Annotated in this window: 12 protein-coding genes; 6 read left to right on the top strand and 6 right to left on the bottom strand. The window is 60.3% G+C overall.

The window, feature by feature from the left end; all coding sequences use genetic code 11:
* The first annotated feature begins 23 nt into the window (after positions 1-23).
* From lpxD to ASE94_RS10345, 4 genes are read left to right on the top strand one after another with little or no spacing between them, the layout of a single operon-like run.
* Positions 24-1,052, top strand: coding sequence for a UDP-3-O-(3-hydroxymyristoyl)glucosamine N-acyltransferase (gene lpxD / locus ASE94_RS10360; RefSeq protein ID WP_062630330.1), 1,029 nt, complete (start codon positions 24-26; stop codon positions 1,050-1,052).
* Complete coding sequence (gene fabZ, locus ASE94_RS10355) at positions 1,049-1,522, top strand: 3-hydroxyacyl-ACP dehydratase FabZ (protein ID WP_062630329.1); 474 nt, start codon at positions 1,049-1,051, stop codon at positions 1,520-1,522. Before lpxD ends, fabZ begins: the two co-directional genes overlap by 4 nt.
* Entirely contained in the window at positions 1,519-2,328 is an 810-nt protein-coding gene (gene lpxA / locus ASE94_RS10350) for an acyl-ACP--UDP-N-acetylglucosamine O-acyltransferase (protein ID WP_061911431.1), read from the top strand. The genes fabZ and lpxA overlap by 4 nt, the downstream gene beginning before the upstream one ends.
* Positions 2,329-3,486, top strand: coding sequence for a hypothetical protein (locus ASE94_RS10345; protein ID WP_062630328.1), 1,158 nt, complete (start codon positions 2,329-2,331; stop codon positions 3,484-3,486).
* Positions 3,487-3,516: 30 nt separating this feature from the next.
* On the opposite strand, the gene gltA is transcribed toward ASE94_RS10345, so the two are convergent.
* Positions 3,517-4,806, bottom strand: coding sequence for a citrate synthase (gene gltA, locus ASE94_RS10340; RefSeq protein ID WP_061911435.1), 1,290 nt, complete (start codon positions 4,804-4,806; stop codon positions 3,517-3,519).
* Positions 4,807-4,960: 154 nt separating this feature from the next.
* A complete protein-coding gene (gene gltX, locus ASE94_RS10335) occupies positions 4,961-6,376 on the bottom strand; it encodes a glutamate--tRNA ligase (RefSeq protein WP_156352112.1) in 1,416 nt (471 codons plus the stop codon).
* A gap of 106 nt (positions 6,377-6,482) precedes the next feature.
* On the opposite strand from gltX, the gene ASE94_RS10330 reads away from it, so the two are divergent.
* Positions 6,483-8,579 carry a ComEC/Rec2 family competence protein gene (locus tag ASE94_RS10330; RefSeq protein WP_062630326.1) on the top strand — a complete coding sequence of 699 codons (2,097 nt, stop codon included), beginning with the start codon at positions 6,483-6,485 and terminating at the stop codon, positions 8,577-8,579.
* Here the strand turns inward: ASE94_RS10330 and ASE94_RS10325 are convergent.
* From ASE94_RS10325 to ASE94_RS10310, 4 genes are read right to left on the bottom strand one after another with little or no spacing between them, the layout of a single operon-like run.
* The gene (locus ASE94_RS10325) at positions 8,548-10,509 is read right to left on the bottom strand and encodes a beta-galactosidase (RefSeq protein WP_062630325.1); all 1,962 of its coding nucleotides are present in this window, start codon (positions 10,507-10,509) and stop codon (positions 8,548-8,550) included. The two genes, ASE94_RS10330 and ASE94_RS10325, sit on opposite strands and share 32 nt — an antisense overlap.
* 8 nt (positions 10,510-10,517) lie before the next feature.
* Positions 10,518-11,393, bottom strand: coding sequence for an SMP-30/gluconolactonase/LRE family protein (locus ASE94_RS10320; RefSeq protein WP_062630324.1), 876 nt, complete (start codon positions 11,391-11,393; stop codon positions 10,518-10,520).
* Positions 11,390-12,001, bottom strand: coding sequence for a 2-dehydro-3-deoxy-6-phosphogalactonate aldolase (locus ASE94_RS10315; protein ID WP_062630323.1), 612 nt, complete (start codon positions 11,999-12,001; stop codon positions 11,390-11,392). The genes ASE94_RS10320 and ASE94_RS10315 overlap by 4 nt, the downstream gene beginning before the upstream one ends.
* Positions 12,002-12,014: 13 nt before the next feature.
* Positions 12,015-12,926 carry a 2-dehydro-3-deoxygalactonokinase gene (locus tag ASE94_RS10310; RefSeq protein ID WP_062630322.1) on the bottom strand — a complete coding sequence of 304 codons (912 nt, stop codon included), beginning with the start codon at positions 12,924-12,926 and terminating at the stop codon, positions 12,015-12,017.
* Positions 12,927-13,209: 283 nt separating this feature from the next.
* On the opposite strand from ASE94_RS10310, the gene ASE94_RS10305 reads away from it, so the two are divergent.
* The gene (locus ASE94_RS10305) at positions 13,210-15,015 is read left to right on the top strand and encodes an IlvD/Edd family dehydratase (protein WP_062630321.1); all 1,806 of its coding nucleotides are present in this window, start codon (positions 13,210-13,212) and stop codon (positions 15,013-15,015) included.
* The last annotated feature ends 382 nt before the right edge of the window (positions 15,016-15,397 follow it).

Below are 15,397 nucleotides of genomic sequence, written 5' to 3'. Positions count from 1 at the left end.
GCTTTTTCTTTTGAAGTGATCTGATGGTCGATACACGATTTCACCGCTTTGCCGGCCCGGTTTCTATTGGGGCATTGCTCACAGAGCTGGGTTTTCCCGAGCTTGCTGCGGACCTGACCAACGCAAACGGTATCGTTGGCGGTGTTTCCGAGCTTGAACTCGCCGCGGCCGATGAGCTCGTCCTCGCGGCGCACGCATCCTACACCGAAGACCTGGCGCGGACGTCCGCAGGCTTCGCCATCGTTCACCCGGTTCTTCGCGAAAAGGCTCCTTCGCATACGCAGGTCATCGTAACGCCGAAGGCTCATATCCTCTTCGCGCAAATCCTGGATCGTCTCTATCCATCGAGCACTCGCTCGGTCATCGCTGGCGGTCGTGACGATCTCGGAGCGCCGATCTTTGAACGCGATGTGACCATAGGGTCGAATGTCGTCGTCGGGAATGGTGTCGAGATTGGCCGGGGCACGGTGATCGGCGCCAATACGGTGATTGGTCCTGGCGTAACCATTGGCCGGAACAGCGTCATCGCTGCAAATTGCACGATCGATTGCGCTCACCTCGGCAACGATGTGGTTCTGCATTCTGGCGTTCGTGTCGGGACTGAGGGCTTTGGCTGGCTCGATCATGGTCAGGGCAATCGCAAGATTCCCCAGCTTGGCCGTGTCATCGTCCAAGATCGCGTCGAGATCGGTGCCAATAGCACGATTGATCGCGGCGCTCTGGGCGATACAGTCATCGGTGAAGGTACCAAGATCGATAATCTAGTTCAGATTGGGCACAACTGCCGTATTGGGCGCAGTTGCCTTATTGCTGCGATGAGCGGCCTGTCGGGCTCGACGGTCGTTGAGGATGGTGTGCTGCTCGGTGGTGGCGTTGGCACCTCCGGACACTTGCGCATTGGCGCGGGAAGCGTCGTTTATGGCCGCGCGGCTGTGACGAAGGATTGGCCCGCTGGCTCCAAACTGGCCGGCGCGCCGGCCCAGGATGCAAAAGACTTTTGGCGGGAGTTGGCCGCTTTACGTAAAATTTCCAAGGGGGATAAGCGGGGATGACTGAACCGGTGAGCAATACCGAACTCGACGCCATGACCATCATGGATATCCTCAGCACGTTGCCTCATCGGTATCCGATGCTGATGATCGACAAGATCATCGAAATCGATGGCGACGACTCGGCTATCGGTATCAAGAACGTCACGGTCAACGAGCCTGCTTTCCAGGGGCATTTCCCCGGTAGTCCGATTTTCCCCGGGGTGCTGATCATCGAGGGCATGGCGCAGGTCTGCGGCGCGATTGCGATCCGTCACGATTCTCGCGATGATAAGAAGAGCATCGTCATGCTGCTCGGCGTCGACAAGGCGCGTTTCCGTCATCCTGCGGGGCCCGGCGATACCCTCGAATACCATGTCAGCAAGATCCAGCGTCGCCGCAACGTCGGCCGTTATCGTGCCGAAGCGAAGGTCAACGGCAAGGTTGTGGCTGAAGCCGAGATCACAGCGATGATCTCCGAGGCAAACTCGTGAGCGACACCGTTGTCCACCCGACAGCGATTGTTGCCAGCGGGGCGCAGTTGGGAGCCGGCGTCAAAATCGGCCCTTACAGCATCGTGGGCGAAAATGTCGTTCTGGGCGATGGCGTAGAACTGATCTCGCACGCCGTGATCGAAGGCCGTACGACCATCGGTGCGGACACGAAAGTTTTCCCCTTTGCCTCCGTCGGCCATCAGCCGCAGGATCTGAAATTTCATGGCGAGCTGTCGCGGGTCGAAATCGGCGCGCGCTGCACGATCCGGGAATCGGTGACGATCAATCCCGGCACTGAAGGCGGCGGCATGCTGACGAAGATCGGCGACGACTGCCTGCTCATGGCGTGCTCGCACGTCGCCCACGATGTGCTCGTCGGCAACAATGTCGTTCTGGCCAATTACGTCGGTCTCGCGGGCCATTCGGTCATCGGCAACAATGTTCGTTTCGGCGGCATGTGCGGTGTTCATCAGTTCGTTCGCATCGGCGACCACGCTTTTGTCGGTGCCCACAGCATGGTCGATGGCGATGTCATTCCCTATGGCATGGCCATTGGAAATCGTGCGCGTTTGGCCGGCCTTAATCTGGTCGGCCTCAAGCGCGCTGGTTTCGACCGCGAAGAATTGCATCGACTGCGTGCGGCTTACCGCATGATCTTCTCGAGCGAAGGCACTTTGCGCGAGCGCGTCGATGACGCAGCTGGCATGTTCAAGGATGCCAAGCTGGTCCAGGACGTCGTCTCTTTCATTGCCTCCGTGAAAGATAGGCCGCTTTGCTTGCCGCGTGCGGAAGCGGAAGAAGAATAATTGTCCGCGCCCGTCGGCACGCCGAGTCTGTCGAAACCGTTGAACCTGTTCATCCTGGCTGGTGAGCCTTCCGGCGACAGAATTGCCGCCAATCTCGTGCAGCGCTTGCGAGAGACGACAGCGGTAAACTTGACAGGCGTGGGTGGAGAAGCTCTCGCTGACGAAGGCCTTCAGTCGCTCTTCGATATGAACGAGCTCTCGGTGATGGGCTGGGCCGACGTTCTTCCGAGATTGCCGAAGCTCTTGTGGCGGGCACGTCAGGTCGCAAAGACCATCATTCGCCAACGTCCTGACGTCGTTGTCTTTGTCGATGCTCAGGTCTTCTCGGCGATTGTGGCCAAGCAGGTCTACAAAGCCGCTCCCGATATTCCAATCTTGCTCTGCGTCGCGCCGGCAGTGTGGGCCTGGAAGCCTGAGCGGGCGCAGGAGCTAAAGCCGCGTTTCCGCGAGGTCATGGCGGTGCTGCCCTTCGAGCCTGCGTTCATGCGAACTGCTCATGGCCCGGAAACGCACTATATTGGTCATCCAGCGACGCACGCACTGAACTTTCGTACGGACATTCCAGCGACGGGCCCGGTGCTTTTGCTGCCCGGCAGCCGCGACGGAGAGCTGCGACGCCATTTGCCCTTGATGAAGGAAACGGCGATCGCACTCGCCAAGCATCCTCGTGTGACAGGCTTCATGATTCCAACGCCGCGTCGTCTGGAACATTCGCTCAAACGGCTTGTCTCCGACTGGCCTGTGCCGGTGGACGTCATCACAGGCGAAGGGCCGAAGGCGTCAGCGATGGCAGAGGCAGTTGCGGCAGTCGCTGTTACTGGCACCGTCACACTGGAATTGGCTTTGGCTGGCGTACCGATGGTCACGACTTATGTCGCCGACAAAGGGCAGGCCAAACGCTGGTTCAAATATAAAGTGAAGTTTGCCGCGCTCCCGAATGCCATTCTGGACCAGGCTTTGGTGCCGGAGATTCTACAGCTGGAGCCCGATGGCGAGGCACTTACGTCCGCCGTCCGACAACTGCTGGACGCACCGGACATTGCGCCCAAGCAGGTGGATGGTTTTGCTCGGATACGGACAGTGATGGAGCAGGGAACGCCGGAGGATCCACGAGTAAATCCAGCAGAACGTGTCTTGAGCCACTGGACCCAGAAATGAAAAGGCCCCGTTGAAGCGGGGCCTTTGTTTTTAGCGGGTCTGGAGGTCGGTGTAATCGCGCGCCGTTGCGCCGTTATAAAGCTGACGCGGGCGACCGATCTTCTTTTGCGGATCGCCAATCATTTCCTTCCACTGGCTGATCCAGCCAACGGTACGGGCGACGGCGAAGAGCACGGTGAACATCGAGGTCGGGAAGCCGATGGCATCGAGAATGACGCCAGAATAGAAGTCGACGTTCGGATAGAGCTTGCGATCGACGAAGTACGGATCTTCGAGAGCGATCTTCTCAAGTTCCTTGGCAACCTGCAGCGTCGGGTTGTTCGAAACATCGAGCAAAGCCAGAACGCGGTTTGCGGTCTGCTGCATGACCTTAGCGCGCGGGTCGTAGTTCTTGTAGACGCGGTGACCGAAGCCCATCAGGCGGAACGGATCGTTCTTGTCCTTGGCGCGGGCGATGAATTCCGGGATGCGGTCGACGGTGCCGATTTCGCGCAGCATGTTGAGTGCGGCTTCGTTGGCGCCGCCATGGGCAGGGCCCCAGAGACAGGCCACGCCCGCAGCGATACAAGCGAACGGATTGGCGTCGGAAGAACCCGAGAGTCGAACGGTCGAGGTCGAGGCGTTCTGCTCATGATCGGCATGGAGCGTAAAGATCAGGTCCATGGCCCGGGCAATCTCGGGGTCAACCTTGTATTCTTCCGCAGGCACCGAGAAGCACATGTGGAGGAAGTTCGAGGCGTAATCGAGATCGTTGCGCGGATACACGAAGGGCTGGCCGATCGAGTACTTATAGGCCATCGCGGCGAGCGTAGGGATCTTCGCGATCATGCGGATCGACGCGATCTCGCGCTGCTGCGGATCGTTGATGTCGGTCGAGTCATGGTAGAATGCAGCCATGGCGCCGACGACGCCGGTCATGACGGCCATCGGGTGCGCGTCGCGGCGGAAGCCACGATAGAAGTAATGCATCTGCTCGTGCACCATGGTGTGCTTGGTGACGAGCTCTTCGAATTCCTTGCACTGCGCGGCGGTCGGCAATTCCCCGTAGAGCAGCAGGTAGCAGACTTCGAGATAGTTGGATTTTTCGGCCAGTTGTTCGATCGGGTAGCCGCGATAGAGCAGTTCGCCCTTGTCGCCATCGATATAGGTGATGGCGCTGTCACAGGCGGCTGTCGAGGTGAAGCCAGGATCGTAGGTGAAGAGGCCGGTCTTGGCGTAGAGCGAGCGGATGTCGACGACATCTGGGCCGACGGTTCCGCTCAGAATCGGGAATTCGACGGTCTGGTCCCCGACCGTGAGTTTGGCGACTTTTTCGGTCATTGAGCTCTCCTCGAAATGCCCGCGCTCCGAGGGAAGGGAGGTGAAGCGGGGCAGCACCTCCAGCGGTGCCGATTTGCTGACGGAGAGGTATCAGTTTTTGCCCCGCTTGGGCAACCGATAGGTAAGCAGAGGTTACCCTCTGCTTACCTATGGACTAAGCGGTTTGGTCATTCAAACGTGCCATCGATTCTTCGCGGCCTATAAGCACCATGACTTCGAAGATTCCCGGCGAAACAGTGCGCCCGGTAAGGGCCGCGCGCAGCGGCTGCGCGAGCTTGCCGAGCTTCAAACCCTTTTCCTCAGCCAGCTTGCGCATCTCGGCATCGATGGCGGGCACTGACCAATCGGCAAGGCCCCCTAACGTTTCGGCAATGCTGGCGAGAACCGTCTTGGCTTCTGGCGTCAGAAGCGCGGCTGCGGCGGCATCGGGCATGATAGGGCGCAGAGCGTAGATGAACTGCGCCAGGTCGATGAGCTCCAGAACGGTCTTGGCGCGCGGCTGCAATTCCGGCAGTGCGGCCAGCACTGTGTTATGATTGGCCATCAAGCCCTTCGCGTCGTCGTCGCGGCCGACTTCCTTGGCCGTCTCGATCATGACGTTGTAGAGGTAGGTCGGGTCGGCTTCGCGGATATAGTGGCCGTTGATATTCTCGAGCTTGACGAAATCAAAGCGCGCCGCGCCCTTGTTGAGTGCTTCAAGGCTGAACCACCCGACCATCTGATCGGTCGAGAAGATTTCCTCGTCGCCATGGCTCCAGCCGAGGCGCGCGAGATAGTTGCGAACCGCTGCAGGCAGATAGCCCATCTGGCGATAGGCTTCGACGCCGAGCGCGCCGTGACGCTTGGAGAGCTTGGCGCCATCCGGACCATGGATCAGCGGGATATGCGCCATCTCGGGCACAGTCCAACCCATGGCGTTGTAAATAATGATCTGGCGGGCGGCATTGGTCAGGTGATCGTCGCCGCGGATGATGTGGGTGACGCCCATGTCATGATCGTCGACCACAACCGCGTGCATGTAGGTCGGCGTGCCGTCCGAGCGCAGGATGATGAAATCATCGAGGTTTTCGGTTTTGAAGACGACATCGCCCTGCACGTGGTCACGGACGACGATTTCGCCGGTCAGCGGCGCCTTGATGCGGATCACCGGCGAGACGCCCTCGGGCGCTTCTTTTGGGTCGCGATCGCGCCAGTAACCGTTATAGCGCGGCGGCTTTCCGGCGGCGCGGGCTTCTTCGCGCATCTGGTCGAGCTCTTCGGGCGAGCAATAGCAATAGTAGGCGTGGCCCATCTTGACGAGCTCGTGCGCAACCTCGGCGTGACGCGACGCGCGACCGAACTGGCTGATCGGATCGCCATCCCAGTCGAGGCCAAGCCACTTCAGGCCATCGATAAGCGCGGTCACGGCCGCTTCGGTTGAACGTTCGCGATCGGTGTCCTCGATGCGCAGCAGCATCTTGCCACCCCGGTTCTTGGCATAAGCCCAGCTGAACAAGGCAGTGCGAGCGCCGCCGATATGCAGGTACCCGGTGGGAGATGGAGCGAAACGAGTAATGACCTGGGACATGATTACCGGAACGAATTGAGGAATTTTGGGCCGTGTGTAGCATAGGCGGGCTTGAGCGCAAGGGCGGGGGCTCGCCATGGACGGGCAGGGGACTGGAACGCGACAACTGATGCCGGTGGCCGAGGCCTCCGGCTATCGCGGCTGGTTGTCTTTTGTCTCACCCACCAAGATCACCGCCTCGCTTGGCGCTGCCAGCAACACGGCGGTCAATGATCGCCGCCTGTTTGCTTTGCTGCCGTTCAGCATGATCCTTGGCCTGGTTTTCTATGTCGCTTTGCCAGGTGAGCCTGCGATCCTTCATTTTGCCATTGGTTCGGTCGCCGTTACGGGTTTGGTCATTGCGGCTTTTGCGACGAACAGTATGGCGGTTCTGCGCTTGGCGGCCCAGATTGCGGCACTGTGGCTGGGCTTCGTTCTGCTTCCCCTGCACGCAGTTGTCTTTGGAACTCAAATGCTGGCCGTGCCTGCTTATGGCACCTATGCCGCGACTATTGACGAAGTCCTTTCTAGCGACGACGAGGGCATTAGGGTCGTCGTGTCTGGCCTCGAACCACTGGAGGATGCTCGCGCCGTTCCGATCCGAAGAGCCCGAGTGCTTTTGCAGACAGAACCGCAGGTGCAGATTGGCGACATCGTAAAGGGCCGGATGAGACTGGCGCCGGTGCCTGGTCCGATTTTGCCGGGCGCGTTCGACGGTCAGTTTCACGCCTACTTTGCCGGCATCGGCGCCTATGGCAGCGCTATCGGTCCCGTCACAATCATCGAGGAAGGGAGCGAAGATGCGATCGCAAGGCGGGTTCAGAGCCTTCGGCGCGTCATAGCGGATCGAATTGATCTTGCGCTGACAGAGGACAGCGCCGCGATCGGCAAAGCTATGACCATGGGCGACCAGAGCGCGATCTCCGACGAGACACGCGAGGTCATGGCCGCGGCCGGGCTGGCGCATGTCTATTCGATTTCGGGCCTTCACCTATCGATCGTTGCCGGCGGCATATTTTGGATGGTGCGGTTGGTTCTAGCCTGCCTGCCGTTTACCGTTGCTTGGCCCAACAAACAAATTGCCGCGGTTGCCGGCCTTTCGACCGCCTTTGCCTATCTGATGCTGGCGGGCGGCCTCGACAATGTCCCCGCCTTTCGCTCCACATTAATGTTGGCGCTGATTTTTGGGGCGGTGCTTGCCGGGCGTCGTGCGCTAACGATGCGTAACGTTGCGATTGCGGCAATCGTCATTATCCTCATCGATCCAGCGAGCATTTTTCGCGCCAGCTTCCAGCTTTCGTTCGCAGCCGTTGTCGCCCTGATCGGTGTCTATGAACTGCCCCAAGGGCGGCCCAATAACGGTAGCGGGGTTAGCCGGCTGGTACGGTTCATATCTGCGACAGCGTGGACAAGTTTTGTGGCCGGGGCCGCGACGCTGTTGTTCTCCGCCTATCACTTTCAACAGATGTCGCCGTTGGGTGTCGTCGGCAACGTGCTGGCCTTGCCGTTCGTCAGCCTGATCATGGGTTTTGGATCGCTGGCCATCGTCGCGATGCCGTTTGGTCTTGATGGTCCAATGTTGCATTTGATGGGGTGGAATATCGATCGGATGGTCGATGTCTCGGTGCTTGTCGCCGGTTGGAGCGCATCACTGACAGGCAATCCCATATTGGAGGGATGGACCTTGCTGGTTGGCCTTGCTGCCTTGGCGTGGTTCGCCTTCTTCGAAGGACGATGGCGGTTTGTGGGACCAGCAGTTCTCGTGCCGGTCATTCTCCTATGGGGATTTTCCCCAAGACCGGACATTCTGATCGCGGATACGACACAGGCAGTGGCCGTGCGAAATGGGCCCGATCTGGCACTCATGTCCGGTAAGACCGGCAGTTTCGCAGTCGATGTTTGGAGCCGGTACTACCAGACCGAGATCGGCTCAGCCCATCCTGAAGCCCGGTGCGACAGCCTGGGCTGCATTTTGAGAACAGACGATTACAGTGTCGCTGTTGTGCGCAATGCCGCAGCCTTCGCTGAGGACTGCGGAGGCTTTGACCTGATCATTGCACGTGTACGTGCTCCTGCGAATTGCAATGCTGAGGCCCAAATCATTGGACCACAGGACCTCGCTGAAGGTGGCGTGCAGTGGCTGAAATGGAATGGCGAAGCCGGGCGGTTTGATATCCGTCCGGCCGTGGAAACGCTCAGTCGGCCTTGGCGAGTCGTGCCACGGTGACGCCGGCTGCGGCGAGTTCCGTGCCACCGACAACATATTCGGTTTCGTCGCTCGCCATCACAAGGCTCGCGTCGCTGGCTGAATAGTTGACGTAGATGCGGAAGCCGCCGCGGCTGCGGGCGCGGACGCCGGCGGGTAGGGTGAGAACCGGCAGATCGGCTTCGGCAATCAGATAGTCAGCTATGCGCTGCATCAATCCGCGATCGCCGCTCGCCGTGAGATAGAAGATCTTGCCCTGCGAGATCAGCACGGGCACGCCTTCATGATCTTCCATGATGACTTCGCCGCGTGTCTCGACCTTTTCGCGCCAAAGCCGAGTAAAGCCGCCACCCTTTACGGGCACGGAAACATAGGCGGGGATGCTGTCGACGCGCATGACTTTTGCGTCGAGCAGATTGGGCGAGAGATCGGGACCAAGCTTGGCCGGAATGGCAAAATTCTTCGTCTTCGAGCCCGTGCGCGGGCCGAGCAGCAGATAGCCTTCGAAGCTCGCGACTGCTTCGCGCAATTCGTCGGTCCAGGCGAAGAGCGCTGGGATGGCGACGACGTCATACCCGGCAAAACTTTTGGTCTTGGGCGAGAGAATATCGATCTCGATGCCGTGCTTGCGGAAGGCGGAGTATATGTCGCGGACGTGGGCGCCATGCTTGAAGCCGTCGGCCTGCGGCTGAACCTGCCACGCCCATTCGCTGTCGTAGTCGAAGACGATAGCGACGCGGGCTTTGCCCGCCTGACCGTCGATGCCGGTCTGCTTCAGTTCCTGCGCGACCTGAATCGCTTCGTCATAGGCGGGTGCGGGTTCGCTGTCAGGCCGGAGAAGGCCAGCATGCATCTGCTCCTGCGCGAAGGGTGCTTGACGCCAGCGGAAATAGGAGACGACTTCGGCGCCATGGGCAAAGGCTTCCCAGGCCCAGAGGCGCGCCATGCCTGGCAGCGGATCGGGATTGAACTTGGCCCAATTCACTGGGCCCGGCTGCTGTTCCATGATCCACCAGCGGCCATGACCGACCGTACGGTAAAGATCGTGGTGGAAGGCCGCGTTGTCCGGATCGCCCTGACGCATATATTGGCGCTTGATGTCGTCGGGTTCGTCGCTGACGGCGAGATGGCCGATTGGGTAGGAATCCCAGCTCGCGACATCGAGCGTTTCGGCCACGTCGTAGTGGTCGAACTCCGTATAGCGGCTCATGAAGTTATGGATGACCGGCAGGTCGGGACGCTTGGCCTTGAGGATATCGTACTGGGTCTTGTTAAAGGCCGCGACCTGATCGGACGAGTAGCGCCGGAAGTCGAGCGCGTGGATCGGGTTAGGATCGGTGATCAATAGGTTCGGCAGCTCGATCTGGTCGAAACTGTTGTATTCCATCGACCAGAAGACATTGCCCCAGGCGTCGTTCAGCGCCTCGATCGACCCGTAACGGGACGCGAGCCATTTGCGGAAACCTTCGAGCGCAGCCGGGGAATAAGAATAGGTCGTGCCATGGCAGCCATATTCGTTGTCCGTCTGCCAGCCACCAAGTGCAGGGTGATCGCTGAGGGCATCGGCGAGGATCTGGGTAATTCGCGCCGATTCTTCGCGGAAGGGCAGGTGTGAGAAATCGTAGTGGCGGCGCGAGCCAAATCCCTTGCGCTTGCCTTGAGCGTCGACTGCCAGCATGTCCGGGTGCTTGTCGACCATCCAGCGTGGCGGCGTCGCCGTCGGCGTGCCGACGATGACCCTATGGCCGTGCTTGCCGAGGACGTCCATCGAGCGGATCATCCAATCGAGCTGTATATCGCCAGGGGTCGGCTCCATCCGCGACCAGGCGAATTCGCCGATGCGGACATATTTGATGCCGACTTCGGCCATGCGGGCCGCGTCTTTCTCCCACCACTCTTCGGGCCAGTGTTCAGGATAATAGCAAACGCCGAGGGCGGGAGAGATGGACATGGAAGAGCTCAGATTACGATTTTGGGTTCAGGCTGACCGGCGACGTCGAGGTCGATGGCAAAGACGCCACCGGCGACTTTTTCCTCGGCCAGTTGCTCGGCGCTTAGGGTCTTGGCGGCCGTGGTGATGAAGAGCGTCTTGAGATCCTTGCCGCCAAAAGCGGGGCAGGTGACCTGGCTGACGGGTACTTCGATGATGCGGTCGATCGATCCGTTCGGCGCATGGCGGACGACGCAATTGCCGCCCCATTTGGCGTTCCAGAGATAGCCTTCGCTGTCGACCACGGCGCCGTCGGGCCAGCCGCGGCCTTCGGATACGTCAGCGAAAAGTTCCCATTCGCCCGCCGGCAGGCCAGTTTCGGGATCGGTCGCGCATTTCAGGATTTTCTTGGTCGGCGTATCGGTGAAATAGGCGGTCTTGCCATCGGGCGAGAAGCAGGTCGCGTTGGGGATGGCGACGTTTTCGATGATCTTGGTCAGCTTGCCGGCGCGGTAATGATAGACCGAGCCCTCTTTGGGGCCCTCTTCCTTGACCATGGTGCCGATCCAGAAAGCACCGGAGGGATGCACGCGACAATCGTTGCTGCGATTGGCTTCATTATCGCGCTCGATGTCGATCAGGCGGTTGATGCCGCCGACATTGAGATCGAATTCGATCAGGCCGTTTTCGGTGGCGAGGACGAGGTTGTGTTCGTCGACGATGGCGGCCGCGGTGACCGTTTCGTTGAAGAGCCAGCTGTCCTCTATTTCGCCGCTTGCATTGGCGGCGAACAGGGACTGCTCATTGATATCGAACCAGAAGAGCTGCTGGCGGGCGGCGTGCCAGAACGGGCCTTCGCCCAGTTCGGATTTGCTGTCGATGAGAAGACGTGCCGTTTCGGTCATGCCTTGGCTCCCTTGTCATAGGCGGCGACGGCGGTAGCGGCGCGGTCGGCGACGTCGGCTACGCTCATGCCGGGTTTGTAAATATAAGTGCCGAGGCCGAAGCCGGCGCAGCCGACGGAGAAGAACTCGTCGAAATTGTCGGGATTGGCGCCACCGACGGCGTATAGCGGCAGGGCAGGTGGCAGAACCGCTTTCATGGCCTTGATGCCCTTGGAGCCCAAGACTTCGGCGGGGAAGAATTTGAGGCCGGTTGCGCCTGTGCGGATCGCCTTGAAGGCGTCGCTGGGCGAGAAGACGCCGGGATAGGATTTGAGGCCGAGGCGGACGGTCTCGGCGATCACGGCTTCATTGGTGTCGGGCGAGACGATGAAGGTGCCGCCGGCCGCCGCGACAGCTCGGACGTCGTCTTCGGTGAGCACGGTGCCGGCGCCGATCTCGGCGCGGTCGCCCAGCGCCTTGGCGGCGCGCGAAATGCTCTCGATGGCGTTAGGCGAATTGAGCGGTACCTCGATCAGCGTGATACCGGCTTCGACGAGGGCGGTGCAGACCGGTACGGCTTCGTCATTGGTGATGCCGCGCAGGATGGCGATGATGTGGCGATGGGACATGGTGAGACTTCCTTCAAGCGGCGGCGCGGGCGGCCTTAAGGCCGGCGAGGACGACGGCGGTGGCATCGACGGGTCGGCCGGCGGCACCGGCCATTTCGAGCACCTGGCCATAAAGCGAGCAGAGAACGTGCGAGCCGATAAGCGGCACCGGCTCGTTACCGATCTGGTGGCGATTGGCGGCGATTTCGGTGCCGATCAAAAGGCCCGAGAGATAGCCGGCGCACCAGGCTGAGGAGCGACCGGAAACAAGGGCGCTGGCGCGAACGCGGAACAATTGGCCGAGGAGATCAGCGGGTCGTTCGAGGCCATCCCGCGCACCAGCGGCGAATCCCTCATTGCGCTCAGGGGCGTTTTGATCGCCGGTTAGCGAATGGCGCAGCACGGATTGGGTCGAGAGCAGTTCGAACAGTTCGCCGGTCATGGCGGTGGTGAAATGCTCGATCTTCGTGCCGTCGAGCAGCGCCCATTTGGAATGAGTGCCGGGCATGCAGACGAGGCCGGAATAGCCGGGCAGGGTGGCTGCGAGCCCGAGGAGCTGCGTCTCTTCGCCACGCATGACATTGTCGCCGCCTTGCTTCTGGCAGACGCCGGGCAGAATGGAGACGTTGAATTTGTCGGAGCCGCTCTCGGGATGGACGGCGCCCTTGATGAGGCTGGAAAGGTCAGTCGGCGCTTCGAGATAGGGCGCTTCGAGCCAGCCCTGGCGGGCGCCGGCCATGCCGCAAACGACAACGTCGGTCTTTTCCGTCAGGGGAATATCGGCGAGCAATTCTGCAAGTGCGGCGGGAAATTCTTCGCGCGTCAGCTTGCCCATGCCTTTTGGCGAACTGCGCGAGGCAAGGACATTTCCCGCGTGATCGAGGGTCCAGCCGCGCAAATTGGACGTGCCCCAATCGACCGCAATCCAGGCAACAGATTCGCTCAAACAAGCCTCCTCGACGACCGCCTACACAATGCGGCGCGACCCTAATTGGGTTCTCGGCCCATGAACAGGGCCATCAGCGCAGGGGCTATCGGAGAGCTCAAATGTGTTCTCCGCGATTGGTAAGATTTTCAGAGCGTTCCGGCACATATGCCCCCTGTTACCCCACCCAAATCAATTGTATGATTTTTTCGATGGGAGCCGTTCACAGCGGCGCTTGCCGTGCTAAAACGGCAACCAGCAAGGCCCACGGTCCGCGCGCTGCGGACGGATAAGGAATTTGACGATGACGACTGATAACAGCGGCGCTCCGAAGAAGCTGCGTTCGCGCGCATGGTTCGACAATCCCGAAAACCCGGACATGACCGCGCTTTATCTCGAGCGCTATATGAATTTCGGCGTCTCGCGCGAAGAACTTCAGTCGGGCAAGCCGATTATCGGCATCGCGCAGACCGGCTCCGATCTCAGCCCTTGCAACCGTCACCACATGGTGCTGGCGGAGCGTGTGCGTGAGGGCATTCGCGAAGCTGGCGGTATCGCCATCGAATTCCCGGTGCATCCGATCCAGGAAACCGGCAAGCGCCCGACCGCGGGCCTTGACCGCAACCTCGCCTATCTCGGCCTCGTCGAAGTGCTTTATGGCTACCCGCTTGATGGCGTGGTGCTGACCATTGGTTGCGACAAGACGACCCCGGCCATGCTGATGGGCGCGGCGACCGTGAACATCCCGGCGATCGCGCTGTCGGTCGGGCCCATGCTCAATGGCTGGCACAAGGGCGAACGCACGGGTTCCGGCACGATCGTCTGGAAGGCACGGCAGATGATGGCGGCTGGCGAGATCGACTATGCGCAGTTCATTGAACTCGTGGCTTCCTCGGCTCCGTCGACCGGCTACTGCAACACCATGGGCACTGCGACGACCATGAACTCGCTTGCCGAGTCGCTCGGCATGCAGCTTCCGGGTTCGGCCGCTATCCCAGCACCATATCGTGACCGTCAGGAAATGGCCTACCGCACTGGCAAGCGCATCGTCGACATGGTGCATGAGGACCTCAAGCCGTCCGACATCCTGACCAAGGACAATTTCATCAACACCATCGTCGTCAATTCGGCGATCGGGGGCTCGACCAATGCCCCGATCCATATCCAGGCGATCGCCAAGCATATCGGTGTCGAGCTTGAGTTGCAGGATTTCCAGACCTATGGCCACAAGGTGCCGCTGCTGGTGAACCTGCAGCCGGCCGGCGAATATCTGGGCGAAGACTACTACCATGCAGGCGGCGTGCCGGCTGTGGTCAACGAACTGATGTCGCAAGGCCTGATCCGCGAAAATGCGCCGACCGTCAACGGCAAGACCATTGGCGAGAATTGCCGCAATACGACGATCCAGGACGATAAGGTCATCCGCCACTTCGACAATCCGCTCAAGGTGGATGCCGGCTTCCTCGTGCTGCGCGGCAATCTCTTTGACAGCGCGATCATGAAGACCAGCGTGATCTCGTCCGAATTCCGTGAACGCTACCTCGCCAATCCCGAGCATCCTGGCATGTTCGAAGGCAAGGCCGTGGTGTTCGATGGTCCTGAGGATTATCACCACCGGATCGACGATCCGTCGCTCGATATCGATGAAAACACGCTGCTCTTCATGCGTGGCGCTGGTCCGATCGGCTATCCGGGTGCGGCTGAAGTGGTCAACATGCGGCCGCCAGCCTACCTCATCAAGAAGGGCATTCATTCGCTCGCTTGTATCGGTGACGGCCGTCAGTCCGGCACGTCGGGTTCGCCTTCTATCCTCAATGCGTCTCCGGAAGCAGCTGCAGGCGGTAACCTTGCGATCCTCAAGACTGGTGACCGCGTCCGCATCGATCTGAACAAGGGCGAAGCCGATATCCTGATCTCGGCCGAAGAAATCGCGACCCGTCGCGCGGCGCTCGAGGCTGAAGGCGGCTACAAGTATCCCAAGCACCAGACGCCGTGGCAGGAAATCCAGCGCGGTATCGTCGGCCAGCTCGGCGAAGGCGCGATCCTGAAACCGGCTGAAAAGTACCAGCGGATTGCGCAGACAGAAGGCCTGCCAAGGGATAATCATTGATCACTTGATCCTTCGGTCGTCACCACCCGGCTTGTCCGGGTGGTCCATCTTCGAGACGGATGGATTGCCCGGACAAGCCGGGCAATGACGATAGCGGAGAGGACAAACGTTACAGGCCGGGCAGCACAGAGTGCCGCCCGGCCTTTTTTTTGGCTGACGGTTTTTCACGGTGACGGGCGGCCATTGGCTCTACCTGTTTAGACATTGGGAGCCAAAGGCCGCCCGTCACAGGATCCGGAGTTTGCAGCAGGTCCGGGATCAGGCGCGAACGTTATTTCGGTCGCGGCTGCCGTATTTCAACTCCCCGCCCGGATAGGCGCCCCCATCCACCGGCCATTCCGCCCGACCCTGCGTGGGAGCCGTGTGACTGGCGGAATGGGGA

Origin of the sequence: Devosia sp. Leaf64 (assembly GCF_001421945.1) — a bacterium.
Taxonomy (GTDB): Bacteria; Pseudomonadota; Alphaproteobacteria; order Rhizobiales; family Devosiaceae; genus Devosia.
This window is presented reverse-complemented; position numbering and strand designations above follow the sequence as displayed.